This is a genomic window from Mucilaginibacter corticis (assembly GCF_007558865.1).
In the GTDB taxonomy this organism is placed as follows: Bacteria; Bacteroidota; Bacteroidia; order Sphingobacteriales; family Sphingobacteriaceae; genus Mucilaginibacter; species Mucilaginibacter corticis.
In genome coordinates this window covers 221,274-236,395 of record NZ_VLPK01000004.1, presented here as the reverse complement: position 1 = coordinate 236,395, position 15,122 = coordinate 221,274, and the positions used below count along the sequence as shown (strand labels likewise).

Here is a 15,122-nt window from a genome sequence, read left to right as displayed (position 1 = left end):
TTTTTGAGCGTCTGCGCTCAAACTCAATCCAATCCGCGAGCGTGGACGCTCGCATTTATATGCTGTAAAGCGTGGACGCTTTACAGGGCGAATTGTTATTCAAATTGCAATTCCCAATGGTCTTCGCCGCCATCTACCACGCGGAAAATTTTCTTCTCTACGCTTTTGCTGCCGTCAGACGAGTTGATCTGCACGATCTCATGATCATGGAAATCTTCTGTTTTTGACACCATAATTGCGCTTACTGAATGCGGATCACCGGGAACTGTTAAAGTCTTCATCGTATTTATGTTTTGGTAATAAATTCAACAATGCAGATCGAAATAAGTTTCTGTTGTTTTAGTTTGCACTTAACCTGTATAGAATTAACTAATCTTTGCTCCATCTTTCCAGTTTGACTGTTTTACTAAATTCCCATTTTCATCCCAGGTTTTAAAAACTCCGTTCAAATTGTTATTCCTGACAGTAAATTCAAATCTTAGTACCCCACTTGTAAAGAAATATTCTTTTTGCAAACCTTCTTTATACCCGTTTTGGTATTCTTCCTCGGTGTACACAACGCCATCTTTCATAGAAACTACTATCCCGGTAAACGGCTGTCCCTCATAGTTAAACATTTCTATACCCCCGCCATCAAACCCAATTATCTCCAAATCATCATAATTTACTCTAAGGCTCATATCCTATTATAGTGAACTATCAAACTTATCTATTAATTATCATCACTATTAGCCTTAATATTTACACTGCTAACCTTGGTTGGCAGCCATACCTCCATTTGCGACCGGCCTCTGTTGGCCCACGAATAATATGGAATAGCGGTGATACTGCCGTTTTGTGTTTCCAGGCTTTTGCCGTTGGCAGTCGGTTTGATGACTGATACATCCGCTTTTATCACAGTAACGCCATTTAGCAGGTTTGGCTCAAATTCAGTTTTAAACGTTGCATTGTCCGGGATAATGAAATTCTGTTTTGGGTCGGCATTGGCTAACTGTTCCACACAATACATTAACGGGCCGCGTTGTATGGCTACTTTGTTACGGTCGGCCTTAACACTATCTGTAGCCAGCACCTGCCTTACCGGCATAGGTAAATTCAGGGCTATCACATCACCTTTTTTCCATTCGCGGCTGATCACCGCATAACCATTCTGCATCTCATATTTTACAGGTTTTCCATTCAGGCTGATGCTGATAGGGTTTTCTTCTTTATCCGCGAAGCGGTAAGTTTCGCCCGGTACCGGCTGATTGTTGGCCCACCCCGGGATGCGTACATGCAGCGGGAAGCTTTGTTTGGCTGCCGGATTTACCGTCAGCTTGATATTGCCATCCCATGGGTAATTGCTTTCCTGCTGTAACTGCACCGTGCCTTTTTTAAGCGGGATACTGGTTTTACTGCCCACAAACAAGTTAACCCAAACCGCGTCGTTATTAGACGCGTAAATATAATTACCTAACGACTCAACCAGCCGCGCGATATTTGACGGGCAACAAGCCGTACCGAACCACTCGCTGCGCTGGTAGTTAGGCTCTGACGCTAAGGGATTACCATAAAAGAACCTATCGCCGCTTAGGGATAGACCGTCGAGCGCGCCGTTGTACAGGCTTCGCTCCAAAACATCAACAAACTTGGCGTTACCTGTCAGCAGGTTCATCCGCTCGTTCCAAAGCACCATCCCTACCGAAGCACAGGTTTCGCAATAGGCGTTTTTATTAGGCAGGTCATAATCAACCGAAAAACCCTCATTACTGCCCGACGAACCGATACCACCCGTAATATACATGTTGCGATAAACCACATCTTCCCAAACATTGTTCATCGCCTTAAAATATGAGGGATCATTTTTTGCAGCGCCTACGTCTGCAGCCCCGGTGTACAGGTACATGGCCCTAACGGCATGTCCCTCTATCTGTTTTTGGTCGGCTACGGGTACATCATCCTGGCAATATTTTGCGCCCATATCCCTATTATTCCAGATAGCGCCCTTGCCATAGCCGTGCCCGCGCTGCTGCAGGTACCAATCCGCCAGGTCAAGATACTTTTCCTTGCCGGTAACCTTATACAGCTTAACCAGCGCCAGCTCTATCTCTTCGTGGCCCGATACCCAGTGCAGGCCTTTTTGCCTGAATGTATTGTCAATATTATCGGCAACACGCATAGCTACTTCCAACAGTTTACGTTTATGCGTGGTATTATAATAAGCAACAGCGGCTTCTATCAGGTGGCCGGCGTTGTAATCCTCGTGCTTTTCCATATCCGTCCACCGTTTGTCAAGGCCCGATAAGGTGTAGTACGTATTCAGGTAACCGTCGGGCTGCTGGGCGGCGGCAATTTTATCTATCCACTCATCTGCCTTAGCTTCAAGTTTTGGGTCGGGATGATTTTTAAGCGAGTAGGCAATAGCTTCAAGGGCTTTGTAAACATCCGAGTCGTCATAATAAATGCCTTCATGCTTTTCGCCTTTGGCGCGGGCCACCTTTTCAAAATTACGGATGCGCGGTGTTTTAACCTCTGTTTGCTCTATGCAGACAGGTATAGTAACATTGGTTACGGTGCTGATACGCGGCGACCAGAATTTATCATTGATCTCGACATTTGAGAAACTTACCGGCGTCATTTTAGCAACATTTTGCTGCGCGAATACCGACGCGGAAAACAACGCGGGAACAACACCTGCAAAAACTGCACTTATTTTAAATACACTCATGGAGTTTGGTTGGCTATTTATAAAATTGGAAAACTAATTTATAAATAATTTAACGGAACGGTAATAACTTATTTCATTTTAAGAGCGATGAATTAAAAGTAGCTCTCATCGCAGGGTCCTCTTTGAGAGACCCTGCAGGGACAGGATATCGTGGTTCTACGAATTAAAGGTAACGCCCATAAACATAGCACAGGAATATTTGTTACTTTTAAAACACATTTACTTACCTGCTATGAAAAATTTATTATACTCATTTTTACTGATAACCTGCTTTGCCTTTACTGCCAAAGCCCAGCAAAAACCACTTGCCCCAACCGAATACAAAGACCATATTGGTAAGGAAGCTACCTTATGCGATACCGTTTATGGTGTGAAAATATTCAGTGATACGCTAACGTTACTAAACATGGGCGGTAATTATCCCAACCAAAAATTTACCATAGCGATAAAGGGCAATAAATTGCAACTGGATTGGGTTAACCTAAAACGAAAACACGTTTGCGTGACCGGACTTTTGGAATTGTATAAAAACAGCCTGGAAATTGTAGCTTCAGAGCCTAATCAGATAACAGTAAGCAAATAATACTTTTTAATAAATAATTGTAACAAACGCTACGTATAGCTTGATAAAGCGTTATATAAAGTTTATAATTGCGCTCCAATTAATAAACTTTACACAATATGAATAAGCTTTCAAATGGCGATTATATAGTATTTGCTATTTACTTTGTAGTAGTTGCCTCTTATGGGCTATGGGTTTACTGGCGCAAGCGTAAAGCCGAAACCGGATCAAACGATTACTTCCTGGCCGAAGGTTCATTAACCTGGTGGGCAATTGGCGCTTCGCTGATAGCTTCAAACATATCTGCCGAGCAATTTATCGGCATGAGCGGGTCGGGCTTTAAAATGGGCCTTGCTATTGCTACGTACGAGTGGATGGCTGCCGCCACACTGATAATCGTAGCTGTGTTCTTTATCCCCGTCTATCTCAAGAACAAGATCTTTACCATGCCGCAGTTTTTGAACCAGCGGTACAACGGCACAGTGGCTATGATTATGGCTATTTTCTGGCTATTGCTATATGTTGTTGTAAACTTAACTTCTATACTTTTCTTAGGGGCATTAGCAGTAAGCGCAATTTCAGGCGTTAATATTGATGTTTGTATCTGGGGTATGGCCATATTCGCGGTTATCATCACGCTGGGTGGCATGAAGGTTATTGGTTATACAGATGTTATCCAGGTATTCTTTTTAATACTGGGCGGTTTGGTAACCACCTATATCGCAGTAAATTTAGTGTCTGACCGTTTTGGCGGAGGCGGCTTTCTACACGGTTTAAGCACCATGAAAGAACAAGCCGGCGACCACTTCCACATGATCTTTAAAACCGATAACCCTAACTACCTTGACCTGCCGGGCTTAAGCGTATTAATTGGCGGTATGTGGATAGTAAACTTGAACTATTGGGGCTGTAATCAATACATCACCCAACGTGCTTTGGGTGCCGATCTAAAAACAGCCCGCGGCGGGATCCTGTTCGCTGCTTTCTTAAAATTATTAATGCCGATAATTGTGGTATTACCAGGCATTGCAGCATTCATCTTATATAAACAGGACGTATCTAACTTTGTCAGTAAAATGACTATTGGCGGCGAGGTGAACCCTGACAGGTCATACCCTGTCCTGCTTAACCTGTTGCCTTCAGGCTTAAAAGGTTTATCATTCGCGGCGCTTACAGCTGCGGTGGTAGCTTCACTGGCAGGTAAGGCAAACAGTATCGCAACCATATTCACTCTTGACGTTTACAAGAAAATTAACCCGGGCATCACCGATAAAAAAACAGTAACTATTGGTAAGATAACCGTGGTTGTAGCCATGTTGCTTGGCGTACTTATTTGTAAGCATTTGGGCATCGACAAAAAAGGCGGTTTCCAATATATCCAGGAATATACCGGTTTTGTTTCGCCGGGGATCTTTGCCATGTTTATTTTAGGTTTCTTCTGGAAAAAAACTACCTCAAGCGCGGCACTATTTGCTACCGTTGGTGGTTTTATTTTATCCGTTGGATTCAAGGTAATGCCGCATTATATCAATCTTCAGGGCTTGGCATCATCAGGCTTTGCCGATAAAAATGCTGATGGCGTTTACGAAATGCCGTTTATTGACCGTATGGGTTTTGTGTTCCTGATCTGCGTGGTGGGTATGTATATTATTTCAATGATAGAAAATGCCAAAGGCGATAAAGTTCACGGCCTTGAAGTTGACCCAAGCATGTTCAAAACATCAAGAAGCTTTGCCATCGGTACTTTAGTAATTGGCGGCGCGCTGGTTGCTTTGTATTCAATGTTCTGGTAAGAAATAAAACAATTTTTAAAAGGCGATGAATTTAAAATTCATCGCCTTTTTTGTTTTCAAAAATTTCAACAGCGCAATAAACTTATATACAATAATTTATAGATTTTTTGTCTGTAAACTTACTGACGTAAAAGTTGTGCCAAAGTGTATCATGAAATCTCCTGCAGGAAATTAATTGCTTTATTATCAACAAATTGCAAAAACAGGTGTACCAAATGTTCCAACTGTTACACACTCACGTGGTACAGTACATCAAATTACGTTTATTTGTAATCTATAAACCATCGTACTATATTAGTTGATCATGATACCTGATTTAGAACAAACCTTTCGCTGGTACGGCCCGAATGACGCGGCTACGCTTACCGCTATAAGCCACACCGGCGCTACCGGCATAGTGAACGCGCTGCACCATATCCCATCCGGCGAAGTGTGGAGCTTTGACGAGATCAAAAAGCGTAAGGCTATCATTGAGGCAGCCGGCTTCAGGTGGTCGGTTGTTGAGAGCGTGAATGTGCACAACAGCATTAAAACCGCCGACGCGGACCGCGACCATTACATCAATAACTACATTGAAACGCTAAAGAACCTGTCCGCCGCAGGCGTAAGCACCGTATGCTATAACTTTATGCCGGTGTTGGACTGGACCCGTACCGATATCGACTACCGCTTACCTAACGGAGCGTCGGCACTGCGTTTTGATGCCAGAGCCCATGCCGCCTTTGATCTGTATATCTTAGAGCGTCCCGGCGCTTTTGACGAGTTCACCGTCGAGCAACAGCAAGCCGCCAAACTATACCTGGATGGTTTAAGCCAGGACCAAAAGCAATTGCTCATCAATAACATCATGGCCGGTTTACCCGGTACAAAGGATGTACTGACCATCGGCCAGTTCAAAGACTTCCTGAAACGTTATGAAGATACCGACGCCGACGGGCTTAAAGCCAATATGGCTTACTTCTTACAGGCTATTATCCCCGATGCTGAGAAGCTGGGCATAAAAATGTGCGTACACCCAGATGATCCACCATTCCCGATATTTGGGTTGCCAAGGATAGTATCGACAGAACAAGACCTGAATGATGTGGTGAACGCCGCGCCGTCGGCCAGTAATGGTATCACGTTCTGCACCGGGTCATTAGGCGCCCGCGGCGATAACGACCTACCGGGAATCGTAGAACGGTTAGGGCAGCATTTTCATTTCCTGCACCTGCGCAATGTAAAGCGCGAAGTTGATGGCAGCTTTTATGAGGATAACCACTTAGAGGGCAGCACAGACATGTATGCCGTAATGAAGAACCTGGTACTTGAACAACAGAAAAGGCAGCAAGCCGGCCGCACAGACATTGCTATACCCATGCGCCCCGACCACGGGCATAAGCTGCTGGATGACTTTAATTATGACACCTTCCCGGGTTATTCGGTTATCGGCAGGCTAAAAGGCCTGGCTGAGTTACGCGGGCTGGAAATGGGTGTAAAGAGGAGTTTGCACCTCTCCTGATCAAAGGGGTTGGGGAGAGGTAAAACAAATATCCCTTTTTCTGCTTAGTATAGGGCAACTGAACGCTAAAGAACTACGTAACTACTATATGCCCCATATATCATCCACATCCACCATTGATCTACCTTACAAAGCCAAACAGCAAGACGTTAAACAACAGGCGCATGACCTGTTTTCGGTGAACTTCCCGCAAACGGACCGGCTGATCTTTGCTTTTGATAATACAGAGATCGTCACCCGTAACTTCTGCAAGCCCCTGTCCTACTACGCCGAGCCCAATACCTTCGAGGAACGGAACAACGACTATCTTGAAAATGCCTTGAACTATTCGGTCGAAGCTATTGAGGATTGCATTGTTAAATCAGGCATCAAAAAGGAAGACATTACCGATATCATCTTTGTATCGACCACCGGTTTGGCCACACCCAGTATGGACGCGCTGATCATCAATAAAATGCGCCTTAACCCGCATATTAACCGCAGCCCGCTTTGGGGTTTAGGTTGCGGCGGCGGCGTATCGGGCATGGCAAAAGCTAATATGGCGGCCATAGCCAACCCCGACGCGGTAGTGTTACTGGTGGCTGTAGAGTTATGTTCACTCACCCTGATCAAAAACGATTACAGCAAGAGCAATTTCATTGGCTCAAGCCTGTTTTCGGACGGTATAGCGGCTTGTATTGTTAAAGGTGACAATCATACCCGCGGCGATCAAAAAATAGATTACGTAGCCTCAAGCAGCAAATTATACTACGACTCGCTTGAAGTAATGGGCTGGGATTTCCAGGACACCGGCTTTAAGGTATTGTTCTCAAAAGATATTCCCACATTTATCCATGAAAACGTAAAGCATGATATCACCGGGTTTTTAAGCAAACACCAATTACAGCTAAGCGATATCAAAAACTTCATCTTTCATCCCGGCGGTAAAAAGGTGTTGGATGCTTACACCGATGCCTTAGGCGTCGAAGGCGATTTCCTGAATAAAACCCGCGCTGTTATGAACGACAATGGCAACATGAGCAGCGTTACCGTTTTATACGTGCTTGAACGTTTTATGACCGAAGGCTTTGAGGATGGCTATGGTTTAATGATGGCCATGGGTCCCGGTTTTTCAAGCGAGATGGTTTTACTCAAGCTGGCTAAAGATTGATATGTACTTTATCATATTCATCTCTTTCCTGATCCTGCAACGCCTATCAGAATTGTACATATCCAGTCGTAACGAAAAGTGGTTATTACAAAACGGAGCGATACAATACGGACAAAGCCATTACCCATACATGGTGGCCATGCACACGCTGTTTATCATATCCATTATTGCCGAGTATTACTTAAGGGGCGGCACCCCTATCAGCTGGATCCTACTGACCGCCTTTTTGTTAGTGCTGTCATTTAAATTCTGGGCGCTATCGTCATTAGGTAAGTACTGGAACACCAGGATCTACCGCATACCCGGCGTATATCCTGTAAAGAAAGGCCCTTACAAAATCTTCAAACATCCTAATTATATGGAAGTGGTTTGCGAGATAGCCATTATCCCGCTGGTGTTTCACCTGTACTATACTGCCATAATTTTCACCCTGCTTAACGCGGCTATGCTAACAGTACGTATAAGTGTTGAAAATAAGGTGTGGGCCAAATAGCCCACACCTTATGCTTTTATGCTTTCTTAAATACCGATGCTGCTAATGGCGGCAAGGTAATATTGATAGAATTGTCTTTTCCGTGCCAGTGGATCTTTTCGCTTTTTAGTGTTTTGGCGTTGGTTGTGCCGCTACCCCAGAACTCCTGTAGGTCGGAGTTAAAGATCTCCTGCCAGTTTCCGGCTGCCGTTACCCCTACTCTAAAATCATGACGCGGAACTGGTGTCATATTCAACACTACCAACAGATCATTTTTAGGATCATGGCCCTTACGCGCAAATACCACTACCGAATCATTAGCGTTACCACCGTCGATCCATTCAAAACCTTCAGGCGAGAATGCTTTTTCAAACAAAGCAGGCTCGGTTTTATACAGATGGTTAAGCGCTCTAACAGTTTCACTTACCCCTTTATGGTTCGGATAATCTAACACATGCCATTGCAATGCGTTTTGGAAGTTCCACTCCGTGCCCTGGCCAAACTCGGCACCCATAAACAGCAATTTGGCACCCGGGTGCATAAACATGTAGCTGTAACACAAACGCAGGTTGGCAAATTGCTGCCACTCGTCGCCGGGCATTTTACGTAGCATAGAGCCTTTACCATACACCACCTCATCATGCGAGAAAGGCAGCATAAAGTTCTCTGTAAAGGCATAGATCAAACTAAATGTCAATTGGTTATGGTGATATTTTCTATTGATCGGATCTTCCTGGAAGTATTTAATGGTATCGTGCATCCAGCCCATCATCCATTTCATACCGAAGCCCAATCCACCTAAAAATACCGGGCGGCTTACGCCTGTAAATGATGTCGACTCTTCGGCTATGGTTTGAATATCAGGGAAGTGGCTGTAGCAGGCCTCATTAAATTCTTTTAAGAATGAAACCGCTTCCAGGTTCTCATTTCCACCATAGATATTGGTTTCCCACTCGCCATGCTTACGCGAGTAATCCAGGTAAAGCATAGAGGCTACCGCATCGACACGTAAGCCGTCAACATGGTACCTGTCCAGCCAGAACAAGGCATTACTGATCAGGAATGCCCTTACCTCGTTGCGGCCATAGTTAAATATGTACGATTTCCAGTCGGGATGAAAGCCTTTACGTTCATCGGCATGCTCATAAAGGTGTGTACCGTCAAAATTGTACAGCGCCATAGCATCGCCCGGAAAGTGTGACGGAACCCAATCCAATATCACGCCTATTCCTTCCTGGTGAAACCGCTCTATCAAAAACATGAGTTGCTGCGGGGTACCATAACGTGACGACGCGGCAAAATAACCGCTCACCTGGTAACCCCAGCTTGGATAATAAGGATGCTCCATGATCGGCATAAGCTCTACGTGGGTAAAGCCCATATGCTTTACATAAGGCACCAGCATTGTTGCCAGTTCCTCATAATTATAAAACACGTCCGGATTATTAAAATCACGCGCCCATGAGCCCAAATGTACTTCGTAAACCGAATACGGCTTGTCTAGCGCGTTATGTTGGTAACGGTTAGCCATCCAGTTGGTATCTTTCCACTCATAATAGGTATCGGCTACTATAGAGCCGGTACGCGGCGGAACTTCCCAGCGTAAAGCGAAAGGATCACTTTTCTCCAGGTCCTCGCCGGTGGATGAATTTATAAAGTATTTATAAACCTCGCCATTACCTACGTTCGGTATAAACCCCTCCCAGATCCCTGAACCATCCCAACGGATAAATAAGGGGTGCGAGCCGCGGTTCCAACCATTAAAATTCGCTATAACAGCAACATATTGCGCGTTTGGCGCCCAAACAGAAAAATAGGTCCCTACAACGCCATTATGCTCAACCACGTGCGAGCCCAATTTTTCATACAATTTGTAATGCTTGCCCGATTTGAACAGCGCGATATCAAAATCTGTAAAACGGCTGTAAGGTATAACAGCATTGTAAGTTGTAACAGGAACTTCGGTAGCTTTTGGTTCGGTTGCTTTTTTAGTCGTTTCTTTTTTAACTGCGGCCTTTTTAACGGTTTCTTTTGACGTTGCCGGGGCCTTTTCTTTTACAGCTTTAGGTTTGACGGCTTTTTCGGCTTTTACCTCTGCCGGTTTCTTTACTTCTTTTACAACTTTAGGTTTAACGGCTTTTTCGGCTTTTACCTCCGCCGGTTTCTTTACTTCTTTTACAACTTTAGCTTTGGTGGTTTTTTCCGGTTTAGCTGCTGTAGCTTCGGGTTTGGTAGTGGTGGTTTTTTTTGCCATGCTGGAAGCCCTTTCGGGCGATTTAGATAAACTCATTTAAGTTAATGAGTTTAGTTATAACAATCAAATATATCATTATTGTTTGGTGTGCAAATAAAATGTTATGGCTGATAATTGCAACATTAACAGATAAAAACAAAAAAGGCCCCGTTTCCGGAGCCTTTAAAATTATTTGCTGATTTCTATCTTTTTAAAGTTTTTGCTGTACTTAAACTCCAGGATCTTATCGGCATTAACCGCGAAATCTTTAAATGCTTTGCCATCTATTGTAATTTTTGATGGCTTAAACGGCAATCCCGATACGGTGAACGAATAGGTTTCATATCGTGGTGTGTACAAACCTTCAAGACTTTGCTGAATAGAAAAGCTGGTTTTGTTACCATCTACCGCAAATTTCTTTTCAGAGTAGATGTCTTGCTCATACGCAAATGTTTCGCCGTAATCTTCAAAGAAGAAAGAGTTGGCTACGTAATCGCTGTAATAAACATTCAGTTTAACTTCTTCAATTTCTTTCTCGCCTACGTATTGCATTACCGGGTATTCAGGGATAACCGAACCGGCTTTTACAAAGATCGGGATGGTTTCTAACGGGGTTAATACTTCAACTTCTTTACCGCCTTCAACTACTTCAAGCGTCCAGAAATTGTACCATTTGCCTGTAGGCAGGTATACTTTACGGCTTTTTTGCCCCGGCTCTAATACCGGGCAGATCAAGATCTTATCGCCATAAGTAAACTCATCCTGGCGGAAATAATTATCAGATTCTATCTGCTCCTGCATTACCAGCGGCCTTAAAATAGGGAAACCGTAACGGTGGTGCTCCCAAAAGGTCGAGTATAAATAAGGGATCAGTTTATAACGTAGTTCGATAAATTTACGATTGATCGAAGTATATGGCTCGCCAAAGCTCCATGGCTCACGTTCCTTGGTATCACCTGCAGAGTGCGCGCGCATAAACGGCGCGAAAGTTCCCAATTGGATCCAGCGGGTAAATAGCTCGCCGTCAGGCTCACCGCTAAAACCGCCGATATCGGTACCGCAAAATGAGATACCCGACATAGACAAACGCTGCAATTGCACGTTACCTAATTTCAGGTGTTCCCAGGTAGCTACGTTATCACCTGTCCAAACAGACGAATAACGCTGCACACCCGAATAACCCGCCCTGGTAATAGTGAACGGACGTTTATTTTTCATTATGGTACGCAAACCTTCGTAAGTTGAACGCACCATTTGCATACCATAAACATTATGTGCCTTACGGTGCGACCCACGGTGACCGTCATACTGGTGACGAACGTCGTCAGGGAATGAACCTGTACCAAATACGGCAGGTTCGTTCATATCGTTCCATACACCTGCCACACCGGTTTCAACCAGTCCTTCAAATAACCCACCCCACCATTCGCGAACTTCGGGATTGGTAAAATCAGGGAACTGGCAACGGCCCGGCCATACGTGGCCCTCCATAAAGTAATCATCACTTCGGCGGCAGAAATAGCGTTTCTCTTTACCTTCTTTAAATACCCAGTAATTATCATCCACACGGATCCCCGGGTCAATAATTACTACCGTTTTAAAACCGTCGGCAGCAAGTTCCTTCACCATTTTTTTAGGATCTGGGAAGTATTTTTTGTTCCAGGTAAAGCAACGGTAACCATCCATATAATCGATATCTAAGTAGATAGCATCGCATGGGATCTTTTGCTCGCGGAATGTCTTTGCAATTTTAGTAACCTTTGCTTCCGGGTAGTAGCTCCAGCGGCATTGGTGGTAGCCAAACGCCCAAAGCGGCGGCATTGGGTGTGTACCGGTTAAAATATGGTAATTTTTAACCACGTCCATCATGTGAGGGCCGTGGATATAGTAGTATTGTAACTCACCGCCATCAGCCCAGAAACTGGTTTTGTTTTTTTCTTCAGAACCAAAATCAAAATGCGATTTATACGTATTGTCGAAGAAGATACCATGCGATATGCCTTCATTTATACTGATATAAAAAGGAATGGTACGGTATATCGGGTCCTGGTTCCATTGGAACGAATAGGCATCGGTGTTCCAGTTAACAAACCTTTTACCACGTAAGTTAAGTTCGGTAGGTTTATCGCCTAAACCAAAAAAGCTTTCTTTAGGGCCGCAGGTTTTGGTGCAGAAAACATAATAACCGCCAAAGGCTACGTTTTCTTCCCAGTGCATAGGCACGGCATCAGTACTGGTAACATTATCATTGCTATCAGAAAATGATATAAAGAAGTCGGCTTTACGAATATGGCAATTTATAACACCTGTAGACACCCTAAACTCAGTATCATTCTCAAATAAAGTAAACGCGGTAGCTTTTTGCACCAATTTAGGTACACCGTATGAAAACTCTTCAAGAAATACGCCATGAGGTGCCAGCCTTACCCTGATGATCTGATCGGTAACAACAGTAATTTCAACTTTGGCTTCGCCGTCTGTTAAAAAGAATTTGTTGCCTATCTGGTCTGCATGATTAGGTACGCCGAGGTATTTTTTAATAATAGGCTTTATACCAACAATGGGGTTATTTATATGCTGAAAGGTATCATCATCTTCAGCTATTTTGTTCGATTCTAATTCTGGATCTATTGTATTATCTTCCATAAAACTATATTAATCTATTGGTTCATGCCTATAAACATTTCAGTTGTGAATGCGCATAAACACGCCGGCTATTGCCTGTTTCAACAGCTAATAAACGATTTTTATTCAATAATCAAGTTATAATCGGCCCGAAAAGATGAGTAATTGGCAAAAATTATGAAACTCATAATTTTAACTACCAGAAAGTTAGTTTTTAGTAGCGATGGATTAAAACCCATCGCTATAATGATGTCAAATAATTACAATGCGCCTAAGGTAGTTCTTAACACTCCCACGGCCTCATTGGTACTTTTGCCGGTTTCGAAGATCTCGCTCGAACTTAGTTCTTTACCGTAAAACGCGGCATTAGCACTTTTATCAATTGCTAAATTTGAGCCATGTATGGTCACCCCGGCAAATAATCCCCTGCTGCGTGAATAAGAATACACTTCAGCTTCAAGCTTGTAATCGGTGCTCGCGGTCGAACTGCGCCCAACCGGTCCGGCGGCGGCAGAGATATCACCACCAATGGTAAAATCGCCATTTTTAACTTTAGCAAGCACACCTTTATGCCTGAATACCAAAATCATATCTACAGACTGCACACCAATTTGTAAACCCAGGCTGCCACCTGTTAACGTAATAAATACAGGATCGCTCCACTTGCCGTCGGCTAATTTCACCATAGCTATACCCCTGCCCCTTTTACCACCAACAACAAAACCCGCGTTGATCAAGTTTGGAATGATCACCACTCCCTGGTAATCTGTTATTAATTGATGGGGGATACTTTCTTTCATTTTACCAAAGGCCTTTAACACGTTTGCCGCATTATGGATCCGTTCGGTTTCTTTGCCAGCATCCGTTGCCGATGCCAATACAATAAATGCGCTTAACAGTACCGGCAGTATAAATAACTTTAATGTTTTCATTTTTTTTGTTCGTTTTTTAATTAATGCTACAACCCGTAACGCCACGAGTTGTTTGGCCGAATATCTACACAATTAAACGAGTATTGGTCATAATATTATCCTATATCAATATTTACATACAGCCATATCTGCACAGGTACTTATCTTTGCGGCAATGAAGCCCGATAAACAACAGGTATTTTCAATAAACAGTCCTGAAGAATTTGACAGCACTGCCCTGCAGGTTTTTCAACATCAGGCAAAAAACTGTAAGGTTTACGCTGATTTTATCGCGGGGCTGCGCATTGACCCGGCTGCCGTAACATCGGTAAAGCAAATCCCTTTCCTGCCTATCGAATTTTTTAAAGGGCACACCATTTTAAGCTCGACAGACAACGTACAGGTAACTTTTACCAGTTCGGGCACAACAGGTATGATAACCAGCAGCCACTACATAACAGATGTTAGCTGGTATGAAGAAAGTTTCAGAAAAGCATCCCAATTGTTTTATGGCGATATCAAAGATTATACAGTGCTTGCCTTGCTGCCGGCTTATTTAGAAAGACAGGGATCATCGCTCATTTACATGGCTCAGGACCTGATTACCCAATCAGATAACGCTGATAGCGGCTTTTATCTTTATAACCATGCTGATCTTTTTGATCAGCTTAAAAAGCAGCAACAAGCTAATAAACCTACGCTATTGATAGGTGTAACCTTTGCTTTGCTTGATTTTGTTGAGCAATACCAGATTGATTTTCCTGAACTGATAGTTATGGAGACTGGTGGTATGAAAGGCCGTCGTAAAGAAATGATCCGCGAAGAATTGCATGATACGTTATGTAAAGGCTTTGGCGTTAATGCCATTCACTCAGAATACGGCATGACCGAATTGTTATCACAAGCTTATTCAAAAGGATCCGGTATTTTTAACTGTCCCCCATGGATGCGTATTATTACCCGTGATACTAATGATCCGTTAAGCATAGTTACCAACGGCAAAGCCGGCGGCATTAATGTTATCGATCTGGCAAATATTAACTCGTGCGCATTCATAGCCACCCAAGATCTGGGGAAGATCTATGAGGATGGATCTTTCGAGGTATTGGGCAGATTTGACAATGCTGATATCCGAGGATGTAATTTATTGATAGCGTAAAACTTAATA

At 43.6% G+C, this 15,122-nt stretch carries 12 protein-coding genes; 6 read left to right on the top strand and 6 right to left on the bottom strand.

The annotated features are described in order from the left end of the window. Positions 1–95: 95 nt before the first annotated feature. From FO440_RS19660 to FO440_RS19650, 3 genes are all read right to left on the bottom strand, one after another. Positions 96–281, bottom strand: a complete 186-nt coding sequence (locus FO440_RS19660) for a hypothetical protein (protein ID WP_144250004.1) — start codon at positions 279–281, stop codon at positions 96–98. An 84-nt stretch (positions 282–365) separates the two neighbouring features. Then, positions 366–680 (bottom strand): toxin-antitoxin system YwqK family antitoxin, encoded by a 315-nt coding sequence (locus FO440_RS19655; RefSeq protein WP_144250003.1) that lies wholly within the window; start codon positions 678–680, stop codon positions 366–368. A 32-nt stretch (positions 681–712) separates the two neighbouring features. Continuing rightward, entirely contained in the window at positions 713–2,707 is a 1,995-nt protein-coding gene (locus FO440_RS19650; RefSeq protein ID WP_144250002.1) for a glycoside hydrolase family 127 protein, read from the bottom strand. A gap of 232 nt (positions 2,708–2,939) precedes the next feature. Here FO440_RS19650 and FO440_RS19645 point away from each other — a divergent pair, with 232 nt between their 5' ends. The 5 genes from FO440_RS19645 to FO440_RS19625 all read left to right on the top strand — a co-directional run bounded on the left by FO440_RS19645 (position 2,940) and on the right by FO440_RS19625 (position 8,206). Then, a complete protein-coding gene (locus FO440_RS19645) occupies positions 2,940–3,290 on the top strand; it encodes a hypothetical protein (protein WP_144250001.1) in 351 nt (116 codons plus the stop codon). Between the two features lie 98 nt (positions 3,291–3,388). After that, the gene (locus FO440_RS19640) at positions 3,389–5,062 is read left to right on the top strand and encodes a sodium/sugar symporter (RefSeq protein WP_144250000.1); all 1,674 of its coding nucleotides are present in this window, start codon (positions 3,389–3,391) and stop codon (positions 5,060–5,062) included. A 304-nt stretch (positions 5,063–5,366) separates the two neighbouring features. Further along, complete coding sequence (uxuA, locus tag FO440_RS19635; RefSeq protein WP_144249999.1) at positions 5,367–6,563, top strand: mannonate dehydratase; 1,197 nt, start codon at positions 5,367–5,369, stop codon at positions 6,561–6,563. A gap of 88 nt (positions 6,564–6,651) precedes the next feature. Further along, positions 6,652–7,713, top strand: coding sequence for a type III polyketide synthase (locus FO440_RS19630; protein ID WP_144249998.1), 1,062 nt, complete (start codon positions 6,652–6,654; stop codon positions 7,711–7,713). Position 7,714: 1 nt separating this feature from the next. Then, on the top strand, positions 7,715–8,206 hold the full coding sequence (locus FO440_RS19625; protein ID WP_144249997.1) for an isoprenylcysteine carboxyl methyltransferase family protein: 492 nt from the start codon (positions 7,715–7,717) through the stop codon (positions 8,204–8,206). 16 nt (positions 8,207–8,222) lie between these two features. Here FO440_RS19625 and glgB read toward each other — a convergent pair whose 3' ends face one another. The 3 genes from glgB to FO440_RS19610 form a co-directional block, all read right to left on the bottom strand. Continuing rightward, positions 8,223–10,475 (bottom strand): 1,4-alpha-glucan branching protein GlgB, encoded by a 2,253-nt coding sequence (gene glgB, locus FO440_RS19620; RefSeq protein ID WP_246104278.1) that lies wholly within the window; start codon positions 10,473–10,475, stop codon positions 8,223–8,225. Positions 10,476–10,607: 132 nt separating this feature from the next. Beyond that, positions 10,608–13,064 carry a glycoside hydrolase family 31 protein gene (locus tag FO440_RS19615; RefSeq protein WP_144249996.1) on the bottom strand — a complete coding sequence of 819 codons (2,457 nt, stop codon included), beginning with the start codon at positions 13,062–13,064 and terminating at the stop codon, positions 10,608–10,610. Between the two features lie 239 nt (positions 13,065–13,303). After that, positions 13,304–13,975: a lipid-binding SYLF domain-containing protein gene (locus FO440_RS19610; RefSeq protein ID WP_144249995.1), complete on the bottom strand. Its 672-nt coding sequence runs from the start codon at positions 13,973–13,975 to the stop codon at positions 13,304–13,306. 154 nt (positions 13,976–14,129) lie between these two features. On the opposite strand from FO440_RS19610, the gene FO440_RS19605 reads away from it, so the two are divergent. Beyond that, on the top strand, positions 14,130–15,113 hold the full coding sequence (locus tag FO440_RS19605; RefSeq protein ID WP_144249994.1) for a LuxE/PaaK family acyltransferase: 984 nt from the start codon (positions 14,130–14,132) through the stop codon (positions 15,111–15,113). Positions 15,114–15,122: the final 9 nt, after the last annotated feature.

Coding starts and splice junctions, on each gene's coding strand:
- FO440_RS19660 (WP_144250004.1), bottom strand. CDS start 281: ATGAAGACTTTAACAGTTCCCGGTGATCCGCATTCAGTAAGCGCAATT.
- FO440_RS19655 (WP_144250003.1), bottom strand. CDS start 680: ATGAGCCTTAGAGTAAATTATGATGATTTGGAGATAATTGGGTTTGAT.
- FO440_RS19650 (WP_144250002.1), bottom strand. CDS start 2,707: ATGAGTGTATTTAAAATAAGTGCAGTTTTTGCAGGTGTTGTTCCCGCG.
- FO440_RS19645 (WP_144250001.1), top strand. CDS start 2,940: ATGAAAAATTTATTATACTCATTTTTACTGATAACCTGCTTTGCCTTT.
- FO440_RS19640 (WP_144250000.1), top strand. CDS start 3,389: ATGAATAAGCTTTCAAATGGCGATTATATAGTATTTGCTATTTACTTT.
- uxuA (WP_144249999.1), top strand. CDS start 5,367: ATGATACCTGATTTAGAACAAACCTTTCGCTGGTACGGCCCGAATGAC.
- FO440_RS19630 (WP_144249998.1), top strand. CDS start 6,652: ATGCCCCATATATCATCCACATCCACCATTGATCTACCTTACAAAGCC.
- FO440_RS19625 (WP_144249997.1), top strand. CDS start 7,715: ATGTACTTTATCATATTCATCTCTTTCCTGATCCTGCAACGCCTATCA.
- glgB (WP_246104278.1), bottom strand. CDS start 10,475: ATGAGTTTATCTAAATCGCCCGAAAGGGCTTCCAGCATGGCAAAAAAA.
- FO440_RS19615 (WP_144249996.1), bottom strand. CDS start 13,064: ATGGAAGATAATACAATAGATCCAGAATTAGAATCGAACAAAATAGCT.
- FO440_RS19610 (WP_144249995.1), bottom strand. CDS start 13,975: ATGAAAACATTAAAGTTATTTATACTGCCGGTACTGTTAAGCGCATTT.
- FO440_RS19605 (WP_144249994.1), top strand. CDS start 14,130: ATGAAGCCCGATAAACAACAGGTATTTTCAATAAACAGTCCTGAAGAA.